Below are 20,498 nucleotides of genomic sequence, written 5' to 3' on the forward strand. Positions count from 1 at the left end.
CTCAAATTAAGTAAGACAGATGAAAAAACTCATCGATGTTTACCCTTATAAGATCGTTAATGACAAGGTTCAATTCCTCATATTAAAACGATCCACCAAAAAGATCTATGCCAAGCAATGGAGGATGATTGGAGGCAAGGTTAAACCCGATGAGAACAGCTGGGAGGCAGGATTACGAGAACTGAAAGAAGAGACAGGGAACAGCCCCACTAAATATTGGGTCGTACCTTCAGTGAATCAATTTTATGAACATAAGACCGATCTGATCCACTCGATCCCTGCTTTTGCAGCAGAAATGTCAGAGCAGTTGAAGATAGTACTGGATGAAGAACATACTGACTTCAAATGGATCACAGCTGATAGTGTAGAAGAATTTATAAAATGGCCCGAACAACGACGTTTGATTAAATTAATTGATGATCTTTTGACAAATGAAAATGACGAAATACTACCAGAGTGGATCATAGAAACCTGATACCTTTCCTATTACTGCTTTTTGTTCCATTTGTTATTCAGGCACAAGCAAAGACAGATGAGTATGAGATATCATTTGCTCCTGATGCCTGGTATAACTCAGTGGATGGTGTAAGGCTTGGTTTACGGATGGCAGGTAATATGCAGGGTGAATTCAGAAGTGGTCCTCACCGGCTTGAAGTCGGTTTTTGGGTAGGAACTGCATTCCCTGATAAGCCATTTTCATATTTTGTTTCCTACACAGAGCCCTTACCGGTCATAACATCATATGCAAATGAGGGGAATATTCAACTGATCTCAACGGTTAGAACAGGCTATAGTTTTCATGAGGTCTCTTTCAATAAACGATGGCAACCGGGGTTTGATGAGTTAAGATTCAAAGAATTATCACTTGGTTTCAGTCAGGAGAGAATGATCGATTATGTGTATCGGCCATTTCCTCAGCTGTGGCAAGATAACTGGAAATCCATTCTTGGTTTAGATCTATGGATCAGTGAGAAATGGGAAAAACAAAAATTTGATCTACAGTTTACACTACTTCAGAATGTAAACGAAGCGTCCAATTATTTTACAGTTGGAACTGTTGAGGTCACTGAACAGATATTTTTAAGTGACATTTTTAAAATTCGAATGCGGGGGTTTGGTGGTTATGTAACTGAAGATGGAGCCCCTGAATATTTGTTTGGCTATAGTTTTGGTTTGCCAATGGACTGGCTCAATAATGGTATCTCACGAGCGAAGGGCACCCTGAATGAGACATGGTTAAGTGATGGTTTGTTTAGCATTGCCAGTGGCCCTAACCTAAGGGGATATACCCGGCATGATTTTGAAATCTTAAGTAATGGGGGTATTCCTCAGTATAGGTCGATAGCTGCATTTAACACAGAATTTGAATTCCCAAATTTTGTCAATAAAAAACTTGATAACACTATTTTTGGGGATTTTGTTGAACTGCGATCATATCTGTTTGGAGACGTTGGTCGTACTTTTGACAAAGAAAATACTACGAATTTGCCAATGGTAGAAAATCCAACCTGGGTGGCAGATGCAGGTGTTGGTTTACAGTTTTCTATAAATATACCGGACTACCTCGGAAAAGACCGTGGAGTTGCAATTAGATACGAAGTTCCTTTTTGGATTTCTGAACCTATGGGGACAGAAAAGCATTTTAAATTTCGTAATTTAATAGGAATCGGAGCAGTAATCTCATTTTAACTCACTCATGAAAATTTTAGTCATTAATTGTGGCAGCTCATCAATAAAATATCAGCTTATAAATACAGAAAGTCACGATTGTTTGTGCAAAGGACTTGTTGAGAGAATCGGGGCAGTCACCTCTATCATCAAGCAGGAATTCAAAGGGGAGAAACCCTTTAAAAAAACGATGGTCATTGAAAATCATGCTTCAGCATTAAAAACCATAATGGAGTTGTTGGTTGAGGCTGATAATGATCACCTTCAATCATTGGATGAAATTGAGGCTGTTGGGCACAGGGTTGTTCATGGTGGCGAAACATTTAAGGATTCTGTTTTAATAGATGAAGACGTGGAAGAGGCAATACAACAGGCCTTTGATATTGCACCACTCCATAACCCTCCAAATCTGGATGGAATTAGAGCTGCAAAAAAGCATTTACCGGACGTACCTCACGTAGCTGTGTTTGATACAGCTTTCCATCACTCAATTCCTAAGCATGCATTTCTATATGGAATCCCAAACCGTCTTTACAGAAGATATAAGATCAGAAAATATGGTTTTCATGGCACCTCTCATTACTACGTAAGCCGAAAATACTATAAGGTAACCGACAAAGATAAGGAAGGATCAAAGATCATAACTTGCCATCTGGGCAATGGTTGTTCAGTTACAGCTATAAAAGATGGAAAATCGTACGATACCAGTATGGGCTTTTCACCTTTAGAGGGCCTTGTAATGGGAACAAGAAGTGGGGATATCGATCCCTCCATTTTGTTCTACCTTATTGAAAAAGAGGAATTATCTCTGGCAAATGTTCATGCCTTGTTAAATAAACACAGTGGACTTCTTGGACTCAGCGGATACGCAGCAGATATGCGTGACCTACTTGAGGAAGCTGATAACGGAGATCGAAGATGTATAGAAGCAGTTGATGTTTTTTGCTATAGAGTGCGAAAATACATCGGTTCATATATTGCAGCCCTGAATGGTGTAGATGCGATCATATTTACTGGGGGAATTGGTGAAAATGCGGCTCCAATTCGAGAAAAGATCATGGAAGACATGGACTTTGCAGGTGTTAAACTGGATCTGAACAAGAATAAAGACCGAGGTGATTCAACATTGATCACTACAGAAGACTCAGCCACTGAAGTACATGTTATACCAACCAATGAAGAATTAGTGATCGCCATTGATGCGGCTAAAATTGCAACGGCTTCAAAACAAACTCCATGGGCCTAAAGCATAACATATGGGAATATGCTATTTCTAAGACAGTCTGTTGCTATAGACTGTTTGGCAGGGCATCCTATACTTTATGTTTACTAGCACTTTTACTGCTTACTGCTTCTTGCTCAAGTACCAGTTGGGTAGTAATAGAAGAGGATGCGACAGATATCAACGATTATGAACTTATCGATTCTAAGTTTTTCCTTGATCCAAATGACACAATAACTCCCCAGGCTCCAATATATGATGTAGACCTGATGGCAGTTAACACATATGAATACGCCCAAAGGATCAGAACGGAACGTTATATTCAACGATACCGCCCAAGACTTGGTTATGTAATGCTTGGGGTTGCCGGTGCCGGTATCTCTTATTATGCTGCTTTTTCAGATCAGTTATTACAGCAACCTACAGACCTTCAAAGATATTCTTTGGTAGGTGCTGGTACTCTACTGACGGGATTATCCTTTCTGAATATGAAGCCAGTTGATGAGCCAACTAAAACAGGGGAAACCAGATTACTGCGAAAAACCGGTACAGTAATGGTTGCTGATACTATAGAGACCTTACCCTATACTGAAAAACTCGCTAAAGTTTCCATTTCATTAGGCGATAGTCTGTTGATCAGTAGTAAGAATTATGCATTCAATGAAAATAATATATCCATAAATCTTGCAGAAGAAGTCAACTCAAATCTGTTTGGTGAAGACCCTATTTATGACATTAAGATCACCGTTGAATATGATACTTTAACTACTGTCAAAAATACTCCGGTAGAGTCAATATTTGAACAATTTGTGGTAGTTGACACGGAAGTCACACCTTTGCGTAATGCACCTGATGTGAATTCAGATAATGTATTAACAGACCTTGCAGAAGGCAGTCAACTAAAGCTTGTTGGAAGGGAGGGGGAATGGTTTAAAGTATTATATGGCATATCTGAAACATGGATCTCAGCGAGTGATGTGTACACGATTTGGCGCCCGTCTGAGTTTTCCTCAGATCTGACGGTTGTTACCATACCTAATATTCCTTTTGGGTCAATTGATGTAGAACGGGATATTCCGTTATTAGGAGACTTATCACAAAGCACGGCTGCATTGATAATTTCAAACGATCAATACAAGGGCCAATATAGTGAACGTACTTATGGTGATCGTGATAGCAAGTTAATGGAAGAATATTTCACCCGAGCGCTTGGTATACGTTCAAATAACATTATTAAAAGTTATAATATTGATACTGATGAGCAAATGCATAATGCTACTGACCGACTGGCTAATTTGCTAACAGGAAACCGGGATAATGTGATGGTCTACATGAATGGTTATGCTGTAGTTAAGAACGGTAATTTATATCTGTTTGGCACAAACTACAGTGGTGAAGGGTCTGGTCTTATTGATGTAAGGTCCTTATTTGAGAAAATCTATGAGTCCCAGCCAGCAAAGTTTATTGGATTTATAGATCTGGATATAATAGAGACTGATAATTCGGATCTCAATTATGGTAGTTTGGTATCAAATCTATCAAGTAATGGAACCCCATCATCTATTATCTTTTCCAGCACATTGACCCAAAGGTCCGGTGTTTTTTCTTCTCCAATTGGTGAAAAGAATCGCCATAGTATTTTTACCTATTACCTTGCGGAAGCCCTCAAACAAAATAAAACCGGCATCGGTCAGATCCTAGATCATTTACAGCGTAATGTTCCTTTCAGGTCAAGAAGTATATACGACCGACCTCAAGACCCGGTACTAATTGGACGACTTGATCTTCAATTAGTTGAATAATGGCTTATTTATTCATTTTTCTCAGTATTTGTTGCTCACTTAGTATTGCTCAGATCTTAAAGATCGCGGAGAATAATAAGATGAGAGTGATGAGTATACTTGTTATAAACTATCTGGCGGGAGCAGTAATAAGTTTGATCAATTCGTCAGAATTCGGCACCGGTAATTTGATACAGATTGATCATGGCTTGATCATTAGTATTATGATGATCCTGCTTGGCCTGATCTTTATTGGGAACCTGATCGTTTACAGTCGTTCTATCGATCGTGTTGGGATGGGGGTGAGTATTGCAGCAATGCGGATGTCACTAATTTTTCCAATTGCTGTAAGTTTGTTTGTATTTAATGAAGAACTTGCAACTGTTAGATATTTAGGAATCATACTGGCTTTAGGAGCATTACTTCTGATGGTGCCAAGAATTAAAAAGAAAAAGATATCAGGCTTATCGGATACATGGCTTCCGGTTTTGATCTTTTTGATGACTGGTGCAGCTGATACAGGGTTAAAAGTATATGAACAGTTATTTGAATCTGAGCTGTCTGAAGATCTATTTGTGTCAGGGATCTTTATAATATCATTTTTGACCGGATTGGGGATCTTAATCAAAAGGGGTGAACTTCATTTTACCTTTAAAGAGATTGGGTATGGTATAGCTACAGGAATCGTAAATCTATATTCCTCTATCTTTTTGATCTATGCATTAAAAATGATGCCGGGATCCGTTGTTTTTCCAATAGTTAACGTATCACTGGTTATCTTAGGCACTTTAATTGGAGTTTGGATTTGGAAAGATAGACCATCTAAAAAGCAATGGTCAGGATTGGCCGTAGCAGTAATTTCAATCATATTATTGATAGGATAATGAGTTTTATAAAAGACATAAGAAAGAGAGCCGCATCAAAGCCAAAACGGATCGTTCTTCCGCGGTCATCGGATGAACGGGTAATTAAAGCGGCCGAGTACCTAAAAGAACATAGCCTCGCATTACCGATCTTGATACAGAATGAAGGAGCTTCTATACCCAAACATCTTGATGTAATTGATCCGGTATCCGATGAAAGGCTCAAAGCTTATGCAACTTCATTTTACGAGAGGAGGAAACATAAAGGGATCACTGAAGCCGATAGTATTGAGATCGTTAAGGATCCATTATTCTTTGCGGCCTCTATGCTTGCTGCAGGTGATGCAGATGGTGCTGTAGCCGGTTCTGTGGCAACGACAGGTGATGTACTGAGAGCAGCTATTCAAACCATTGGGTTGAAAAAAGGGTCTAATGTAGTTTCGAGTGTATTTATCATGAGCTTTCAGGACGGAAGGGTATATACTTATGGAGATTGTGCTGTGGTGCCTTACCCAAATGAGGAACAATTGGCTACAATTGCTATTGATTCGGCTCAAACGCATGAAAAAGTAACAGGTACAGATCCCAAAGTGGCTATGTTATCATTTTCAACAAAAGGAAGTGCCAGACACGAACGTATCGACTTGGTGAGAAATGCATTAGAGATCGTTAAAACTCACAATCTGCCATTTCCTGTAGATGGGGAACTGCAATTTGATGCTGCAGTAATTCCGGAGATCGGAAAACGCAAGGCACCCGGATCAGAAGTGGCAGGGCATGCAAATGTATTCATCTATCCAAATTTGGATGCAGGTAATATTGCTTATAAAATCACGGAAAGATTGGCAGGTGCAACAGCAACAGGTCCTGTTATCCAGGGATTAGCAAAACCTATGATGGATCTATCAAGAGGTTGTAGCTGGGATGATATTGTAAATACTGCTTGCGTTTGCGCGCTAATGAATTAAATAATCATAAATAGTGGACTCAGGTCCCATTATTATACCAATATGTTAATCACATTTGAAGGAATTGATGGAAGTGGAAAATCTACTCAGATAGAATTACTGCAACAGTATCTGAGGAATGAAGGGTATGAAGTACGTGTGTTCAGGGAACCGGGGGGTACTGATGTATCTGAGATGATCCGGGGCATGTTATTGAATCCTGAGATCGAAATAGATCCCATTACCGAATTGTTGTTATTTTCGTCAGCAAGATCACAATTGGTGGCAGAAAAATTACTCCCTTTATTAAAAAAGAATGTTGTAGTTATCCTCGACCGGTTCTTTGATTCTACAACGGCCTATCAGGGTTTTGGCAGAAGAAGTATTCCCATAGAGCAGATCAAACAGATCAATGAGGTTGCTACTCACAAATTGATCCCGGATATCACCTTTTATCTTCGTTTGAGCCTGGTAGAAGCGACGGAACGAACAAAACGTTTTGAAAAAGACCGAATGGAACTTTCAGGAGATTCTTTTTTTAAACGTGTTTTTGAAGGATTTGAACAGTTATCCAAAACTGAGGATAGATTCAAAATAATTGACGCAGAGCGGGAAATACAGGTTATTCATAAGGAGATCGTAAGTTACCTGAAAGAACAGTTGGGATAATGCACGGTTTTTGACAACAGATTTTCCGATTAAAGCCTTTTTAATACAAAAAGTTAAAGAAAATAAATTTTTATACCTCTGGATAATTGAGGCTTAGTCATATTATCCGTAAATTTAGAACAATCTGGATGAGTCCTGCCTTTTTCCATGACGACCAGTTCATCATAAGAATACAATTCTAACGATCATAACTACCAAGTATTAAATTATGGCGCACGAAAGAATCGAAATTGATCTACCTCTTGCCAAAGTCTACGAACTCTTAAGCAACCCAGTTGAATTTCCTAAGTTTCTGGAACGCATCGACAAAGTGGAGCGAGTGAACTCGCAAACTTTTGAGTACAAAACAATGATAGGGGACGAAGAGTACAGTTGGACCACTAACTTAATTGACAACCTACGCAATACCCGTTTTGCCTGGATTACCATTAGCGGTAACCTCAATCAAACCGGTACAATTCGTTTTACTCCTCTTGATAACGGAGAACGCACCCGCGTTGAGTTTTCATTAGACTACCGAACATTCTTCGGTGAGCCTGAGGAAGAACTCGCTTCTTTTATTGAAGATTCACCTGCACAGCTTGCTAAAGACCTTAAAAAGTTCAAAGAATTGGCTGAAGGCGGAACTTTCAAAGAAACTCCGATCGAGAACGATGAAGAGAAAGAAGAAGTTACTGCATAAGCAGATCGATATATAAATCATTATTTGATGCGCATCCGAAACGATGCGCATTTTTTTTGTCAATAGATCATTTCTATGAATTTCAGTGAGTTTCTGGCTTCAGAATCGAGCCAATATCCGCATTATTTATTAATTGGGAGCCCCATCAGTCATAGTGTTTCTCCTTTGATGCATAATACCGCGTTGCAGCACTATGGATTAAAAGCAGAATACCACGCGGTTGGTGTTCGACAGAGTGAAATTTCCAGTTTGATAGCACATTTTAATAAACTTGAATTTCTTGGTGCCAACGTTACAATCCCTTATAAGGAGACGATGTATGGAGTTATGGATACACTTGGAATGGAGGCCGCTCAGATCGAAGCGATCAATACGATCGTGAAGCGAGACGGCAAGATAATTGGAGAAAATACGGATGAATATGGTTTCAGAGTCCCCATTGAAGATCATGCAGATGAACTCTATGGGGAACAAGCGATCATATTTGGAACTGGGGGAGCAACTAAAGCTATCTGTTATGCCCTTAAAGAACTAGGTCTGGAAGAGATCATCATGGTTTCGAGAAGACCCGGACAATACGATCCATCCGGTAACATCAAAATGTGTAATTACGATAACTGGACAGCTTATGCAGAAAATGCTTCGATCATAATTAATGCGACCCCACTAGGCATGACACCAAATGTGGATGCTTCTCCTGTTGCAGATGATCAAAAGGAGATTTTATCTGGAAAAATTTGTTATGATGTCGTTTATAACCCACAGGAAACTAAGTTTTTAAAACAAGCCAAAGAAGTAAAGGGTATTCCGGTAGGCGGTTTGGATATGCTGATCCATCAGGCCGCTAAGTCATTCAAAATGTGGACCGGACAGGAATTTCCACTTGGTTTAGTTAAAATGAAATTAGAAGATGTCTTCCCAAATTGAATTTATTCAGCCTGAATTGCTTAATGAGCAGGGTATTTATAGTTGGTTTACACTTAGAAACCATAAGAATGTAAATCGAGATAATAAAATACCCGGTTTAAATCTTGGGTTGAATACAACAGAACCAAAGGATGTAATAGAGAGTAATAGGAACCTCCTTCTTAAAGAATTAGGCATCAATGAAGGTCAGTTGGCTTTTGCAAAACAGGTTCACAGTACAAATATCGAAACGGTTAGTATTGGAGGCCAATACCCTGACACTGATGGATTGGTTACAACCAATGAAGATCTCGTACTTGCTATTCAGGTTGCTGATTGTGCCGCTATTTTATTGGGAGATAGCACTAATCGTGTCATTGGTGCAGCACATGCCGGATGGAGAGGTGCGGCCGGAAATATTTGCGTCAAAATAATTGAAAGAATGAAAGAACTTGGGGCTGATCCTAAACATATCAAAGCTTTTATCAGTCCGTGCATATCATTAAAGAACTTTGAAGTAGGGGAAGAGGTAGCAGTTCAGTTTCCATCCCGTTATGTTGACCTCACATCGTATAAAAAACCACATGTTGATCTAAGTGCATTTATCAAAGGCCAGTTACAAGAACAGGGAATAGTAGAAGATAATATTGAATTAAGTACCTCTTGTACCATTGAAAATGAGAATCTTTATTCTTACCGCAGGCAGAAAGATCAAAGTGGAAGAATGATGGCAATGATAAAATTAGGCAGATAATTTTGAGAGTCAGTTACAGTCCCGGTTATGTTGCGGATATTCCTGATGGACATGTCTTCCCAATGAAAAAATTCAGCGGTTTACACAGCTATTTAGTAAACAATGGCGTCATAACCGAAAACGAAGTAGTGCTGCCATCTTTGGTAGAATTTCCAAGTCTTATCACGGTGCATTCCGATCGATATGCAAAAGCAGTTTGGACCGGTGAACTAAACAGAAAGGAGATCCGAAGGATGGGATTGCCATGGAGCAAATCACTGGCTATTCGTTCAAGATTGGCCGTACAGGGCACCATTAATGCCGGTTTAATGGCTTTACAGGATGGTTTGGCCGGCAATCTGGCAGGAGGAACACATCATTCCATGCCAGATCATGGAGAAGGGTTTTGTGTATATAATGATGTTGCCGTTGCCATAAAAGTGCTTCAACAATCGATGTGGGTTAATAAAGTACTTGTCATAGACTGTGATGTTCATCAGGGAAATGGTACTGCTCATATTTTTGAAAGGGATGATTCTGTATACACATTCTCAATTCACGGACAGAATAATTACCCCTTCAAAAAGCCACCATCTGATCTTGATGTGGGTCTGCCTGATAAAACTAATGATAGAGAATATCACAAAGCTTTGATAAGAGCCCTGGATAGAATTAAAATAGAGTTTAACCCCGACCTCGTATTTTATCTCGGTGGTATTGATCCACTTGAGCGGGATCATTTCGGAAGATTATCACTTACATTAAACGGCTTGAGAGAAAGAGACCGCATCGTAATTGAAATGATAAAGCAATGGAATAAACCGATCACGTTATTACTTTCCGGCGGATATGCACCATCTTTAACTGAAACTGTAATTGCACACGCTCAGATGTTCGAAGTCGCAAAAGAAATGGGGTTTTGAGCTTTCATTCCTTACCTTGAAAGCTGTTAAAAGGGAATTACAATACAATAATATTCATCGTAAAGAGTGGAAAAGAAAAAATTAGTTATTCTCGGATCCACCGGATCCATTGGCACGCAGGCGCTTGAAGTGGTTAGGCAACATCCGGGTCGTTTTGAAATTGCAGCCCTTTCAGCTCATTCAAACTGGGAATTACTTTTAGAACAGATCTATGAATTTTCACCGAAGTACGCATTGATATGTAATTCAGATCACTACTCAAATATTCGGAATCAGGTTGCATCTTCTGTTAAGATCATAAGTGGGGAAGAGCACTTAACTGCATTAGCAACCCTTGATGAGGCTGATATCATTTTAAATAGCCTTGTTGGCTTTGCAGGTTTCGAGTCAACCTTAAAAGCTATTAAAGCCAATAAAAAAGTAGCTTTGGCCAATAAAGAATCCCTTGTTGTTGGTGGCCGGATGATAATGGATGAGTTGAAGAATTCGAATGCTGAACTTATCCCCGTCGATTCAGAACACAGCGCAATGCTCCAGTGCCTGGCCGGTGAGGATAGAGACGATATTGAAAAGATCATTATTACTGCAAGCGGGGGGCCTTTCCGAAATCATAGCCGTGAACAATTACAAACTGTGACGTTAAAGGAAGCTCTTGATCATCCAAACTGGGATATGGGGGCAAAGATCACAATAGATTCTTCAACGATGATGAATAAAGGGCTGGAGATCATTGAGGCACATTGGTTATTTGACATAGATGTCGAGGATATTGAACCTGTCATTCATCCCCAAAGTATCATTCACTCTATTATTACGTTCAAAGACGGTTCAAGCAAAGCTCAGTTGGGACTGCCGGATATGAAGGTACCGATCATATATGCTTTTGGTTATCCTGAACGCCTAACTTTGGATTCACCAAGAATGAATTGGAATAACATACATGATCTAAGGTTTGAACCTGTAGATTTTGAAAAATTTCCCTGTGTACAACTGGCTATGGAAAGTATAAGGAAAGGAGGCTTTGCTCCAGCAGTACTGAACGCTTCTAATGAGGTGGCAGTTGAGAGATTTTTGAATGGAGAAATTGGTTATATTCAGATCCCAAAAATTGTGAAACAAAGTTTGGCGAACATAGATTTGAATGATAGTTTGAGTCTTGAAAGAATTAAAGAAATAGATAAAGAAACGCGAGCATTCGCAGCATCAATATTTAAATAAGTTACATGGATTGGTTTTTAAGTTTATTAAACACATTACTCATTTTTGGCGGGGCTATTATGATCCTCGTTTTTGTACATGAGTTGGGTCACTTTTTAGCTGCTAAATTATTTGGCATGAGAGTGGAACGCTTCTCGATCGGATTTCCGCCAAGAGTTTGGGGGTTCCAGAAAGGAGATACTGATTATTGTATAGGAGCAACCCCATTGGGTGGTTACGTAAAGATCTCCGGAATGATCGATGAAAGCATGGATACGGAACATTTAGAGAAAGAGCCTGAAGACTGGGAATACAGAAGCAAACCGGTTTGGCAACGTATTATTACCATTACGGCCGGAGTTATCTTTAACATGATATTGGCCTTTTTTATTTATTTTGGAATGACCTATTCCAATGGTAAAGCCGTTCTGCCTATACAGGAATCTCAGGGTATTTATGTGCCTGAAACCTCTATACTAAACGAAATCGGTTTTAAAACCGGAGATAAAATTGTAGGTGTAAATGGAAAAGAGGTTACTTATTTCAGTGACCTGGTTTCAGCTTCTGAACTCACTTCTGATAATCTGAATTATACTGTTTTACGGGATGGGCAAAACGTCAACGTTCCGGTAACACCAAATTATCTTGATAGCCTGCAAACGCGGGGATTTCTGGATATAAGTTATATGCTGCCAAGTGAGATCTCATCAGTTCCAGCCGGAAGGCCAGCAGCTGAAGCCGGCCTCAAAGCCGGTGATAAGATCGTATCAGCCGATGGAGAACCCGTCAGCTATTGGGTACAACTGGTAGAGATTATTCAGGAAGCTGATACTGCAATAAATTTCGGTGTGATGAGGGGAGATTCATTATTCTATGCCTCCGTTATGCCTGATCAGGAAAGTAAGACCATAGGAATTGCTTCTCCTAACCCACAATCGTTAGGGTTTGAGAGGATTGAATATGGATTCTTTGAATCTATTGGCGAAGGTTATGACCAAACGATCGAGCAAACAACCGGCATACTTCAGGGATTTGCAAGAATGTTGACGGGAGATATTTCAGTTACACAAAACCTTGGCGGTCCCATTGCTATAGCAAATATTACCCGTGAAGCTACTGACCAGGCAGGTTGGATAGGGTTTTGGAATATCACAGCATTATTAAGTATCACATTGGCCATTTTGAATATTCTCCCAATTCCGGCATTGGATGGGGGGCACCTGGTATTTCTGCTTTATGAGGGTATCACACGAAGGGAACCTTCCGAAAAAGTAAGAATGGTGGCACAACAGATCGGTTTTTTCCTGATGATAGGCCTCTTTATTTTTGTTATGTTTAATGATGCATTCAGGTACTTCGGACTCTAAAATATGATCTCCAGAGAAGGTTACGGTACTATTGGTTTTGTTGTTCTCGTCTCGGTATTGATAAGCGGTTTCGCCGGTTATTACCTGCCGCAATGGATAGCATATAAATTATATGCAGTATTTTTTGTGCTTACAGTGCTTACCATCTTTTTCTTTCGAGATCCGGATAGAACCACTCCCGCCGGGGATAAACTGGTCATTTCACCGGCAGACGGTAAAATAGTGTTTGTAAAGGAAATTGAAGAAAATGTTTATATCAAGGGTAAAGCAACTCAGATCAGCATTTTTCTTTCGCCACTCAACGTTCATGTGAACAGAAACCCGGTTTCCGGCAGCCTTGAGTATGTTAAATATCATCCCGGTGAATACCTGATGGCCTGGACCGAACATGCTTCTGAATTAAATGAAAGAGCTGATTTTGGAGTGTTGCATCCTTCAAATACAAAGATCTTTTTCCGACAGATCACTGGATTCCTGGCACGTCGTATTGTTTACAATATCAATGAGGGAGATGAGTTGAATGCCGGAGAACGATTTGGAATTATGAAGTTTGGCTCAAGAATGGATGTCGTGGTTCCTGAAAATGTAAAGATTCAGGTCAAAGAAGGAGATAAGACCGTAGCCGGTGAAACGGTTCTTGGAATTATAGAATGATGAAATATCCGATACAAAAAAAATATCACTCATTTAAACAGCGTCAGAGACGACGTAAAGAGACAAAACCACCTGTAAATAAGCGTATTGCCGTTCCAAGTTTTTTCACCCTGATGAACCTATTCAGTGGTTTTTTAGCCATAATTTCAATTTCAAATGAGGATTATGTTTTGGGTGCCTGGTTGATAGCTCTGGCAGGTTTGTTTGACGTTTTTGACGGTTTGATGGCACGTCTAGCCAACGCTACCAGTGACTTTGGAATTGAGCTTGATTCGATCAGTGATATGGTCTCATTTGGTGTGGCACCAGGATTTCTGATCTACAGTTGGAGCCTGCATGAGCTTGGTTTTGTAGGGATCATTGTGAGTGCCTTGCCACCATTATGTGGAGCCGTAAGGCTAGCCCGGTTTAATGTGAATGCCCGACTTCAACCTTCCCAGGGGTTTTTCATTGGATTACCAATTCCTGCACAGGCTATTATTTTGGGTTCTTTCTTTTTGACCTTCAAAGATTCTCTACAATTATTTACGTTTCTGGAAAATGGCGTCAATTCAGCCTTGATACCAATAATTGTAGTGATCTCTTTTTTAATGGTGAGTACGCTTCCATTTGATAAAATTCCGAGATTTGACAGAAATACGATCCGTGAACAGCGTGGTACCTTCATTTTGTTTATTACTTACCTGATTCTGATACTTGCTTTCAAGGAGTATGGGTTGATGATCGTTTTTACAATATTTGTACTTAAAGGGATCACGATTGGAGCAATTCAATTCTTTACAGACGACTACGGTCCGGAGGGTACGGATGAATTTCAGGATTACAGCTGACCAATTATAAAATCACGGATCCTTTCAGAAGCTTTTCCATCTCCGAAAATATTTTGCGCTTTAATATCCTTTCCGGACTTCAAAAAACTGGAAACGTGATCCACAATTTGGTCTGTATCAGTTCCTGTCAGTTCTCCGATGCCTGAGTCTATAAGTTCTTGACGCTCGGTTCTGTTTCTCAGTACAAATATTTTCTTTCCTAAGGCTGCGCCTTCTTCCTGTAAACCTCCTGAATCTGTTAGAATGAGGTCGGAGTGTTGTATAAGCCTTATAAACTTATCATACGAAACAGGAGGGATCGTTTTAAATCTGGAATTAATTAACCCATGTTCACTGATCCTTTTCTGAATTTCAGGATTAGGGTGAACCGGCATTAAAAAATTGAGCTCAGGGAACTCATCAAGTAGCTGTTCAACAGCTTTCAAAATATCGTTAATTGGTTCACCAAGATTTTCTCTTCTGTGCACCGTAAGTAATACTGATCTATGGCCTTTTGAGTTGTCAGAATATTCACCGAAGGCATCATTCATATTAGGTCGATGCCTTAAGATCGACCTCAAAGCATCAACTACGGTATTTCCTGTTACCAGAATTCGATCCTTATCAACTCCCTCATTTAACAGATTTTGTTTATTAAGTTCCGTTGCGGCAAAATGATAGCTCGCCAATACCGAAATTTGCCTGCGATTCATTTCCTCAGGAAACGGTTCATAAATAGAATGGCTTCTAAGACCAGCCTCTATATGCAATACCGGGATCCGCAAATAAAAGGCTGAGAGTGCTGCAAGATAGGAGGAGTTCGTGTCACCCTGAACAATAACGTAGTCAGGATTAATTTTAGCTATTGCAGACTTCAACAATGGTAATAACTTTGTCGACAGGTCAAATAGATCCTGACCCTTTTCCATGACTTCAAGGTCAAAATCTGGTTGTATATCAAACAATTCAAATAAAGGATCTGCCAGTTCTCTGTGTTGTCCTGTATGTAGGATCGTCAAATTTGTGACAGGTTTTAACTTATTAATCACCGGGGATAATTTTATGATCTCAGGGCGGGTACCAAATACGATCAATATCTTTTTCATTTCAGCATCTCCCGATATTGATCAAATGTTTTTTCTGCAACTTTTTCCCAGGTGTAATTATTGAGTATATGAACCTTCAAATCCTGATCTACGTCTTGAGATAATGCCTTATTTATTGAATCAAGGATCGATCTGTCTGAACCTGGATCCAAATAAAAACCATACTCTCCAAAATATTCCCTTGTACCTCCAACATTGGTAATTACAATATTTGTACCAGCAAGTCCTGCTTCTAAAGCTGAAATACCGGGGGTCTCATAATGTGATGGAAGAACAAACACTTTAGCAGCAGCATATGCAGAAGACAACAGCTCTGAATTATGATCCAATGACTCAATCAGCAGTACATTATCAGATCTACTAGCCAGATCTAAGCACCTTTTACTGTATTCACTATCATTAAAAGAACCGATTATCACCAGTTTTGATCGTAATTTTTGAGCAACCCTTAATAAACTAATTACATTCTTCCGCTCAGCACTAGCCTGCCCAACGAAAAGCACAAATTCTTCCACCCCATATTTTTCAACAAACGGAGTTTTAACAGCCTGACTGAATCGTTCTTCAACCCCATTAGGAATTACATTCAGTTTAGAGGGTGATATACCAAACCCATATTGAATAAGATCGGCTTCCCGGCCTGTATTTGGCAAGATCAAATCTGCCAGATCACACAAATCCTTTTTTATTCCAAAATCTAACCTGATTCCACTTCCAAAAGCCGATAACAGTTTCTCGATTCTAATTGATACTTTAATATGATTTGAATTCCGATTTGAGTAGAAAACAGGTGAAAGTATGAGAGGCACACCCAAGTTCGAGATCTGTGGAAATATCCCTGAATTCTCTACGGTGGCACCAAATACATGGATGAGGTCTAACTGACTCCGTTTGATGCTATGATCCCAGGGCGAGATCTTTATTGGTTCAACACCAAACCTCTTAACATGCTCAATGGTCATATTTACTTGAGTTCGAAGGCCACCATTGACTGCAGAAATGCTTGCCGGGGCAATATATCCAACTTTCATAAACGCTCCCGGTTTCTGTGATCCATAATTGAGGTTTTAAGCAGGCTTAGCTTGTTAAAAATACCCTGACTATGATCTTGAACTTCGGATGAATAATCTAAGTCATAATGAATATCCTGTTCATATGTGATATCAAAGCTTGATCTTTTGGAAGTTATCAACTGAGATGATCCACGCTCAAAGGAAACTTCAAATAATTGTGAGTTATCTGATACATTATCAAGGTGGACAATATCTTCCATGTTATAGGCTTCGAATGTACACTTTTCTCGTTTATGCCAGAATTCAGCATATTGCTCAAAGGTCAAATTAGTAAGCCCTTCTTCAATTATCTTCTCAAATATTGTGTTAAATAAATATAAACCGGTCTGTAAAGGATGATGGTAAAAGATGATCGGTTCATGTCTGGATAATTTTCTATTCAATACCTCATTAAAATATGAAAGCATATCTGAGGTTGTATATCCTTTTCGATTCAAACTGCCTGTACAGATAGGATGGATTGGTATTTGAAGCCCATTAGAGTTGAAATTAATAGGATATGAATCATAGGCAAAAGTAAATTCCGAAGTGTACATGAAGTCAAATTTTTGAAGGGAATTTTCTAAAGCCCGATTATAGATACCATAGGGGGCACAGAAACCTTTAACTTCAAGGCTCGATTCATTTAACTTTTTTAACCCCTCTGATATATTTTTGGTTACTTTTCTCTCAGATCTGCTGGTTCCATGCTTGTACCCATGTAAAGCCATTTCCTGACCCTCTAACTGATCGAAATGGGATAACCAATCTTCATGGGCTTTTACATGTAAAAACCAAGTGGCACTTATCTGATGTTCATTTAATAAGGAATAAACGTCATTGATATGATCCTTATCACTAAAATCTGAATCAATACGAAAGCAAAAAACAGGTTTATATTCAGGTGATGTCCATTTACGAATAAACGGCAATTTAGCCTTAAAATGGATCTCCCTTAATATTTGAAGAAAAAGATCAGAGATTTGTCCCTTTGATACTTTACTAACTATTTCATCCGGTTTCTTGCCAACCGAACTTTCAAACTGTTTTCTGGAATACTCAGTTCGAAATAAAAGATCTGCCGGATTAAAACCAATTAATGCGATGTGACCACTCATAACCTGTTTAAACGTAATCAGATCCGAAAGTTTGGACCCTCCTTTGGTTTTAACATTAGTAAAAAGGTCTAAGTAGGGGATATGGTGTAAGCCTTCGATCCTGAGATCATTGTAAACCCTTTTTAAAAATATACGTTTGAATGTTTTGTCAGGTATAAACCCATGATCATCATTTATGAAAATTACATTGCCCCCTTGTTTCAGGTAACTTTTTATTTGATGAACGTGATCTCTTTGTGCAGGTTTATTCGCAATGATCAGGCTGAAACTTTTATAATGATCGGTCTCTTTAGAAACTTCCTGATACCACACTCCCAGTTGATCCAAAAGAGAGATCCAGGCAGGGGTTAGATCATAAATACCGATACAAAGTGATGTATTCATCAGAAAAACCTTGTTTTAAGCCATTTAATATCACCTTGAGTCAGTAAGTTGAGTCTGATCATTGCAAAGATCAAAAGAATAGAAGCCAGTAATCCATTTATAACAGGTGGTAAGGGTAGTGACTGAATAATAATATACAAGAAGAGAGTTAAAGATATCACGTATAGAAAAGGTTTTGAATAGTTTAGAGGGAATACCTTTTTGAATGGCAAAAAAACAAATCCCACTATGATCAACTCAGACAATACTACTGAAATGGTTACAAAAACCAGGTTACCAAAATAGGTTGATATTATTAGTAAAATGGCTGAAAGACTGCCCCCTTTTAATGTTGCTTTGAAAAATTCTGTGTCATGATTTGTGGCTATAAGACCAAATGAGAACAAACTGTTTATAAATGTAAGTCCAATAAATATTGATAATATCTTAAGCAGTTCAATAGAGTCGTTATATTCGCCACTAAACATCCATAATATGATCTGATCGGAGCTTAGGGATGTGAAGAGTGCAATTACAGACCCAACGCACAATACGAATCTGAAGATCATAGAAACTTTCTCTCTTGTATCACTTTTTGAAACCGCCCAATGTGATGAAAGATTAGGTATCAACAACTGGACAAAAACTCTGTCGATCATCATTGCAAGGATCACGACTTTAAATGCTACCCCATAGATACCGGCTAGTTCAAAAGACATGAATAGCCCTAGGAGTACGGGGGGTAATAATTGAATAACCTGTGCAGATAATTGGCCTAAGCCTATGACTGAACTGCTTTTAAACAGGTCGGGATAGATCTGTTTTCCCCTCGAAGGTAACGAAAAAGGTTTATCCCTGAAAGCAAAGTATCCCAGACTGACAGAGGCTAATAATACTCCAGCAGTGTAAAAAATAGGAACCAGTTGAATATCCTTTTCTGACTGTACCAATAACACGATCAAAATTAAATATACACTTCCTTGTATAGTTTTTGATAGAGTTATCTTTCCGAAATCCTGTTTACCGGCATAAAACCATTCCATCAGGAACATGTAGGGAACCAGCGAACACATAAACCCCAGGAGTACCTTTTTTTGAATCACTTCGATATTAACTATGTACAAAATAAAAGCTGAAGCCAATATAACTGAAGCTCCGAGTATAAGCCTCAGATTGAATATCTCGATGATCCTATATATGCGCTTTTCTGGGGGTTTAGCTTTTTCTCTGGTACCAATTTGAAATAAACCCATGTCGGAAAACCAATTGGCATAACCGAGGATCGAAATTGCGAAAATAATCAACCCATAATATTCTGCACCAAGTGTTCGAGCAAGATAGATCGAAGCTACAAACGACATTCCCCGACCAAGTAAATCACCTGTCAGGATCCACAAAGCATTTTGTTTATGCCTTGTCATTTTTCCCTATTTCAGAAATGTGAAGTTTGATCATTTCCTTCAACTCGTTCTGATCATTAAATAAATGAATATTTGATTTACCAGTTTCCTCACTCAAACAACCAATATTTGGTGCTATGATGGTTTTGTTAAATGCCAACCCCATATGAAAACTACCGGAAGAAAGGATCTCTCTGTAATTAAAAACCGCGATATCTGAAGCAGAATAGAACCAGCTTACATGGTCTTCTTCAATAAAATGGGGTATGACCAGTATTCTGTCATCAGATTCTTCATAAACCCTCAACTTCTTGTACAACCCTTCATTTCCTTTTTTGATAGGACCTACGATCAAAAGTTTACATTTCAGGTCGTATTCAATGATCAAAGATGCGACAAGGTCCATTCTCTTATACCGGCTGATATTTCCAAACATTAATAAAATGGGGTTATCATCTATTCTTTCCAGTTTGTATTGAGATCTAAGATGTTTCCTGGCTTCGATCTTATTGATCGATTTAAGCGGATATTCAGGATGGGGTATTACATGAAATTTATCTTTCCCACACATCAACCGACTTGCCATAATATCAATTGCTTTATGGCAATGAACGTGAAGAGCCTTAGACCATTTGGCCATTTTACGATGAAGATACAAATGAAGATCTAAGTATTTTCGGTCGTGTGGAAATTCATTGTGTATGGTCCAAATAACCGTTCCTCCCAATTTCTGAAAAACGTAAATACAAAAGACCTTCCAGGGCATGCCTAGCAAAGATTTGAAGTCCTGAAACTCGAACCAGTGGTAATGTAAAATCGAATTTCTATTCGAGAGAATGGCAGCGATCAGTTTAAAATGATCGAAGATGCTTATGGACCTGATCTTATAGTCATTTCCGTCTATCAAATCCTTATAAAGCAAATATAAATAATCGGTTTTTTTATGAGTGAACCGAATGAGTGGCACTACATAGATCTTTTCAGCATCAGGGTTCACAGATCGATAGAGTTCTTTTAATGATGCAGAATTACTCATAT

Annotated in this window: 20 protein-coding genes; 15 read left to right on the top strand and 5 right to left on the bottom strand. The window is 39.0% G+C overall.

Features of this window, described 5'->3' with window-relative positions:
* The first annotated feature begins 19 nt into the window (after positions 1-19).
* From AC13FX_RS13055 to pssA, 15 genes are all read left to right on the top strand, one after another.
* A complete protein-coding gene (locus tag AC13FX_RS13055) occupies positions 20-475 on the top strand; it encodes an NUDIX domain-containing protein (protein WP_482881217.1) in 456 nt (151 codons plus the stop codon).
* The gene (locus AC13FX_RS13060; RefSeq protein ID WP_482881219.1) at positions 457-1,689 is read left to right on the top strand and encodes a hypothetical protein; all 1,233 of its coding nucleotides are present in this window, start codon (positions 457-459) and stop codon (positions 1,687-1,689) included. Before AC13FX_RS13055 ends, AC13FX_RS13060 begins: the two co-directional genes overlap by 19 nt.
* 7 nt (positions 1,690-1,696) lie before the next feature.
* Complete coding sequence (locus AC13FX_RS13065) at positions 1,697-2,914, top strand: acetate/propionate family kinase (protein WP_482881220.1); 1,218 nt, start codon at positions 1,697-1,699, stop codon at positions 2,912-2,914.
* Positions 2,905-4,692: a caspase family protein gene (locus tag AC13FX_RS13070; RefSeq protein ID WP_482881221.1), complete on the top strand. Its 1,788-nt coding sequence runs from the start codon at positions 2,905-2,907 to the stop codon at positions 4,690-4,692. Before AC13FX_RS13065 ends, AC13FX_RS13070 begins: the two co-directional genes overlap by 10 nt.
* An 89-nt stretch (positions 4,693-4,781) precedes the next feature.
* Positions 4,782-5,555 carry an EamA family transporter gene (locus AC13FX_RS13075; RefSeq protein WP_482881222.1) on the top strand — a complete coding sequence of 258 codons (774 nt, stop codon included), beginning with the start codon at positions 4,782-4,784 and terminating at the stop codon, positions 5,553-5,555.
* Entirely contained in the window at positions 5,555-6,502 is a 948-nt protein-coding gene (gene pta / locus AC13FX_RS13080; protein ID WP_482881223.1) for a phosphate acetyltransferase, read from the top strand. Before AC13FX_RS13075 ends, pta begins: the two co-directional genes overlap by 1 nt.
* 42 nt (positions 6,503-6,544) lie before the next feature.
* The gene (tmk, locus tag AC13FX_RS13085) at positions 6,545-7,150 is read left to right on the top strand and encodes a dTMP kinase (RefSeq protein ID WP_482881225.1); all 606 of its coding nucleotides are present in this window, start codon (positions 6,545-6,547) and stop codon (positions 7,148-7,150) included.
* Between the two features lie 208 nt (positions 7,151-7,358).
* The gene (locus AC13FX_RS13090; protein WP_482881226.1) at positions 7,359-7,832 is read left to right on the top strand and encodes an SRPBCC family protein; all 474 of its coding nucleotides are present in this window, start codon (positions 7,359-7,361) and stop codon (positions 7,830-7,832) included.
* Positions 7,833-7,907: 75 nt separating this feature from the next.
* Positions 7,908-8,759 carry a shikimate dehydrogenase gene (aroE, locus tag AC13FX_RS13095; RefSeq protein ID WP_482881228.1) on the top strand — a complete coding sequence of 284 codons (852 nt, stop codon included), beginning with the start codon at positions 7,908-7,910 and terminating at the stop codon, positions 8,757-8,759.
* Entirely contained in the window at positions 8,743-9,492 is a 750-nt protein-coding gene (gene pgeF, locus AC13FX_RS13100; RefSeq protein WP_482881229.1) for a peptidoglycan editing factor PgeF, read from the top strand. The genes aroE and pgeF overlap by 17 nt, the downstream gene beginning before the upstream one ends.
* 2 nt (positions 9,493-9,494) lie before the next feature.
* Positions 9,495-10,394, top strand: coding sequence for a histone deacetylase family protein (locus AC13FX_RS13105; RefSeq protein WP_482881230.1), 900 nt, complete (start codon positions 9,495-9,497; stop codon positions 10,392-10,394).
* A 66-nt stretch (positions 10,395-10,460) separates the two neighbouring features.
* A complete protein-coding gene (locus AC13FX_RS13110; protein WP_482881231.1) occupies positions 10,461-11,612 on the top strand; it encodes a 1-deoxy-D-xylulose-5-phosphate reductoisomerase in 1,152 nt (383 codons plus the stop codon).
* 5 nt (positions 11,613-11,617) lie between these two features.
* The gene (gene rseP / locus AC13FX_RS13115; protein WP_482881233.1) at positions 11,618-12,958 is read left to right on the top strand and encodes an RIP metalloprotease RseP; all 1,341 of its coding nucleotides are present in this window, start codon (positions 11,618-11,620) and stop codon (positions 12,956-12,958) included.
* A 3-nt stretch (positions 12,959-12,961) separates the two neighbouring features.
* Positions 12,962-13,612 (top strand): phosphatidylserine decarboxylase family protein, encoded by a 651-nt coding sequence (locus tag AC13FX_RS13120; protein ID WP_482881235.1) that lies wholly within the window; start codon positions 12,962-12,964, stop codon positions 13,610-13,612.
* Entirely contained in the window at positions 13,609-14,442 is an 834-nt protein-coding gene (gene pssA / locus AC13FX_RS13125) for a CDP-diacylglycerol--serine O-phosphatidyltransferase (protein WP_482881236.1), read from the top strand. The genes AC13FX_RS13120 and pssA overlap by 4 nt, the downstream gene beginning before the upstream one ends.
* Here the strand turns inward: pssA and wecB are convergent.
* Genes wecB through AC13FX_RS13150 form a run of 5 tightly spaced genes read right to left on the bottom strand, consistent with a single transcriptional unit; the run spans position 14,433 to position 20,496 of the window.
* Positions 14,433-15,527 carry a non-hydrolyzing UDP-N-acetylglucosamine 2-epimerase gene (wecB, locus tag AC13FX_RS13130; RefSeq protein WP_482881237.1) on the bottom strand — a complete coding sequence of 365 codons (1,095 nt, stop codon included), beginning with the start codon at positions 15,525-15,527 and terminating at the stop codon, positions 14,433-14,435. The two genes, pssA and wecB, sit on opposite strands and share 10 nt — an antisense overlap.
* Positions 15,524-16,558: a glycosyltransferase family 4 protein gene (locus AC13FX_RS13135; RefSeq protein ID WP_482881238.1), complete on the bottom strand. Its 1,035-nt coding sequence runs from the start codon at positions 16,556-16,558 to the stop codon at positions 15,524-15,526. Before AC13FX_RS13135 ends, wecB begins: the two co-directional genes overlap by 4 nt.
* Positions 16,555-18,081, bottom strand: a complete 1,527-nt coding sequence (locus AC13FX_RS13140) for a polysaccharide deacetylase family protein (RefSeq protein WP_482881240.1) — start codon at positions 18,079-18,081, stop codon at positions 16,555-16,557. Before AC13FX_RS13140 ends, AC13FX_RS13135 begins: the two co-directional genes overlap by 4 nt.
* Complete coding sequence (locus AC13FX_RS13145) at positions 18,081-19,481, bottom strand: oligosaccharide flippase family protein (RefSeq protein WP_482881241.1); 1,401 nt, start codon at positions 19,479-19,481, stop codon at positions 18,081-18,083. The genes AC13FX_RS13140 and AC13FX_RS13145 overlap by 1 nt, the downstream gene beginning before the upstream one ends.
* Entirely contained in the window at positions 19,468-20,496 is a 1,029-nt protein-coding gene (locus AC13FX_RS13150; RefSeq protein ID WP_482881243.1) for a glycosyltransferase family protein, read from the bottom strand. Before AC13FX_RS13150 ends, AC13FX_RS13145 begins: the two co-directional genes overlap by 14 nt.
* Between the last annotated feature and the right edge of the window lie 2 nt (positions 20,497-20,498).

This window comes from Gracilimonas sp. B-17 (assembly GCF_056857935.1).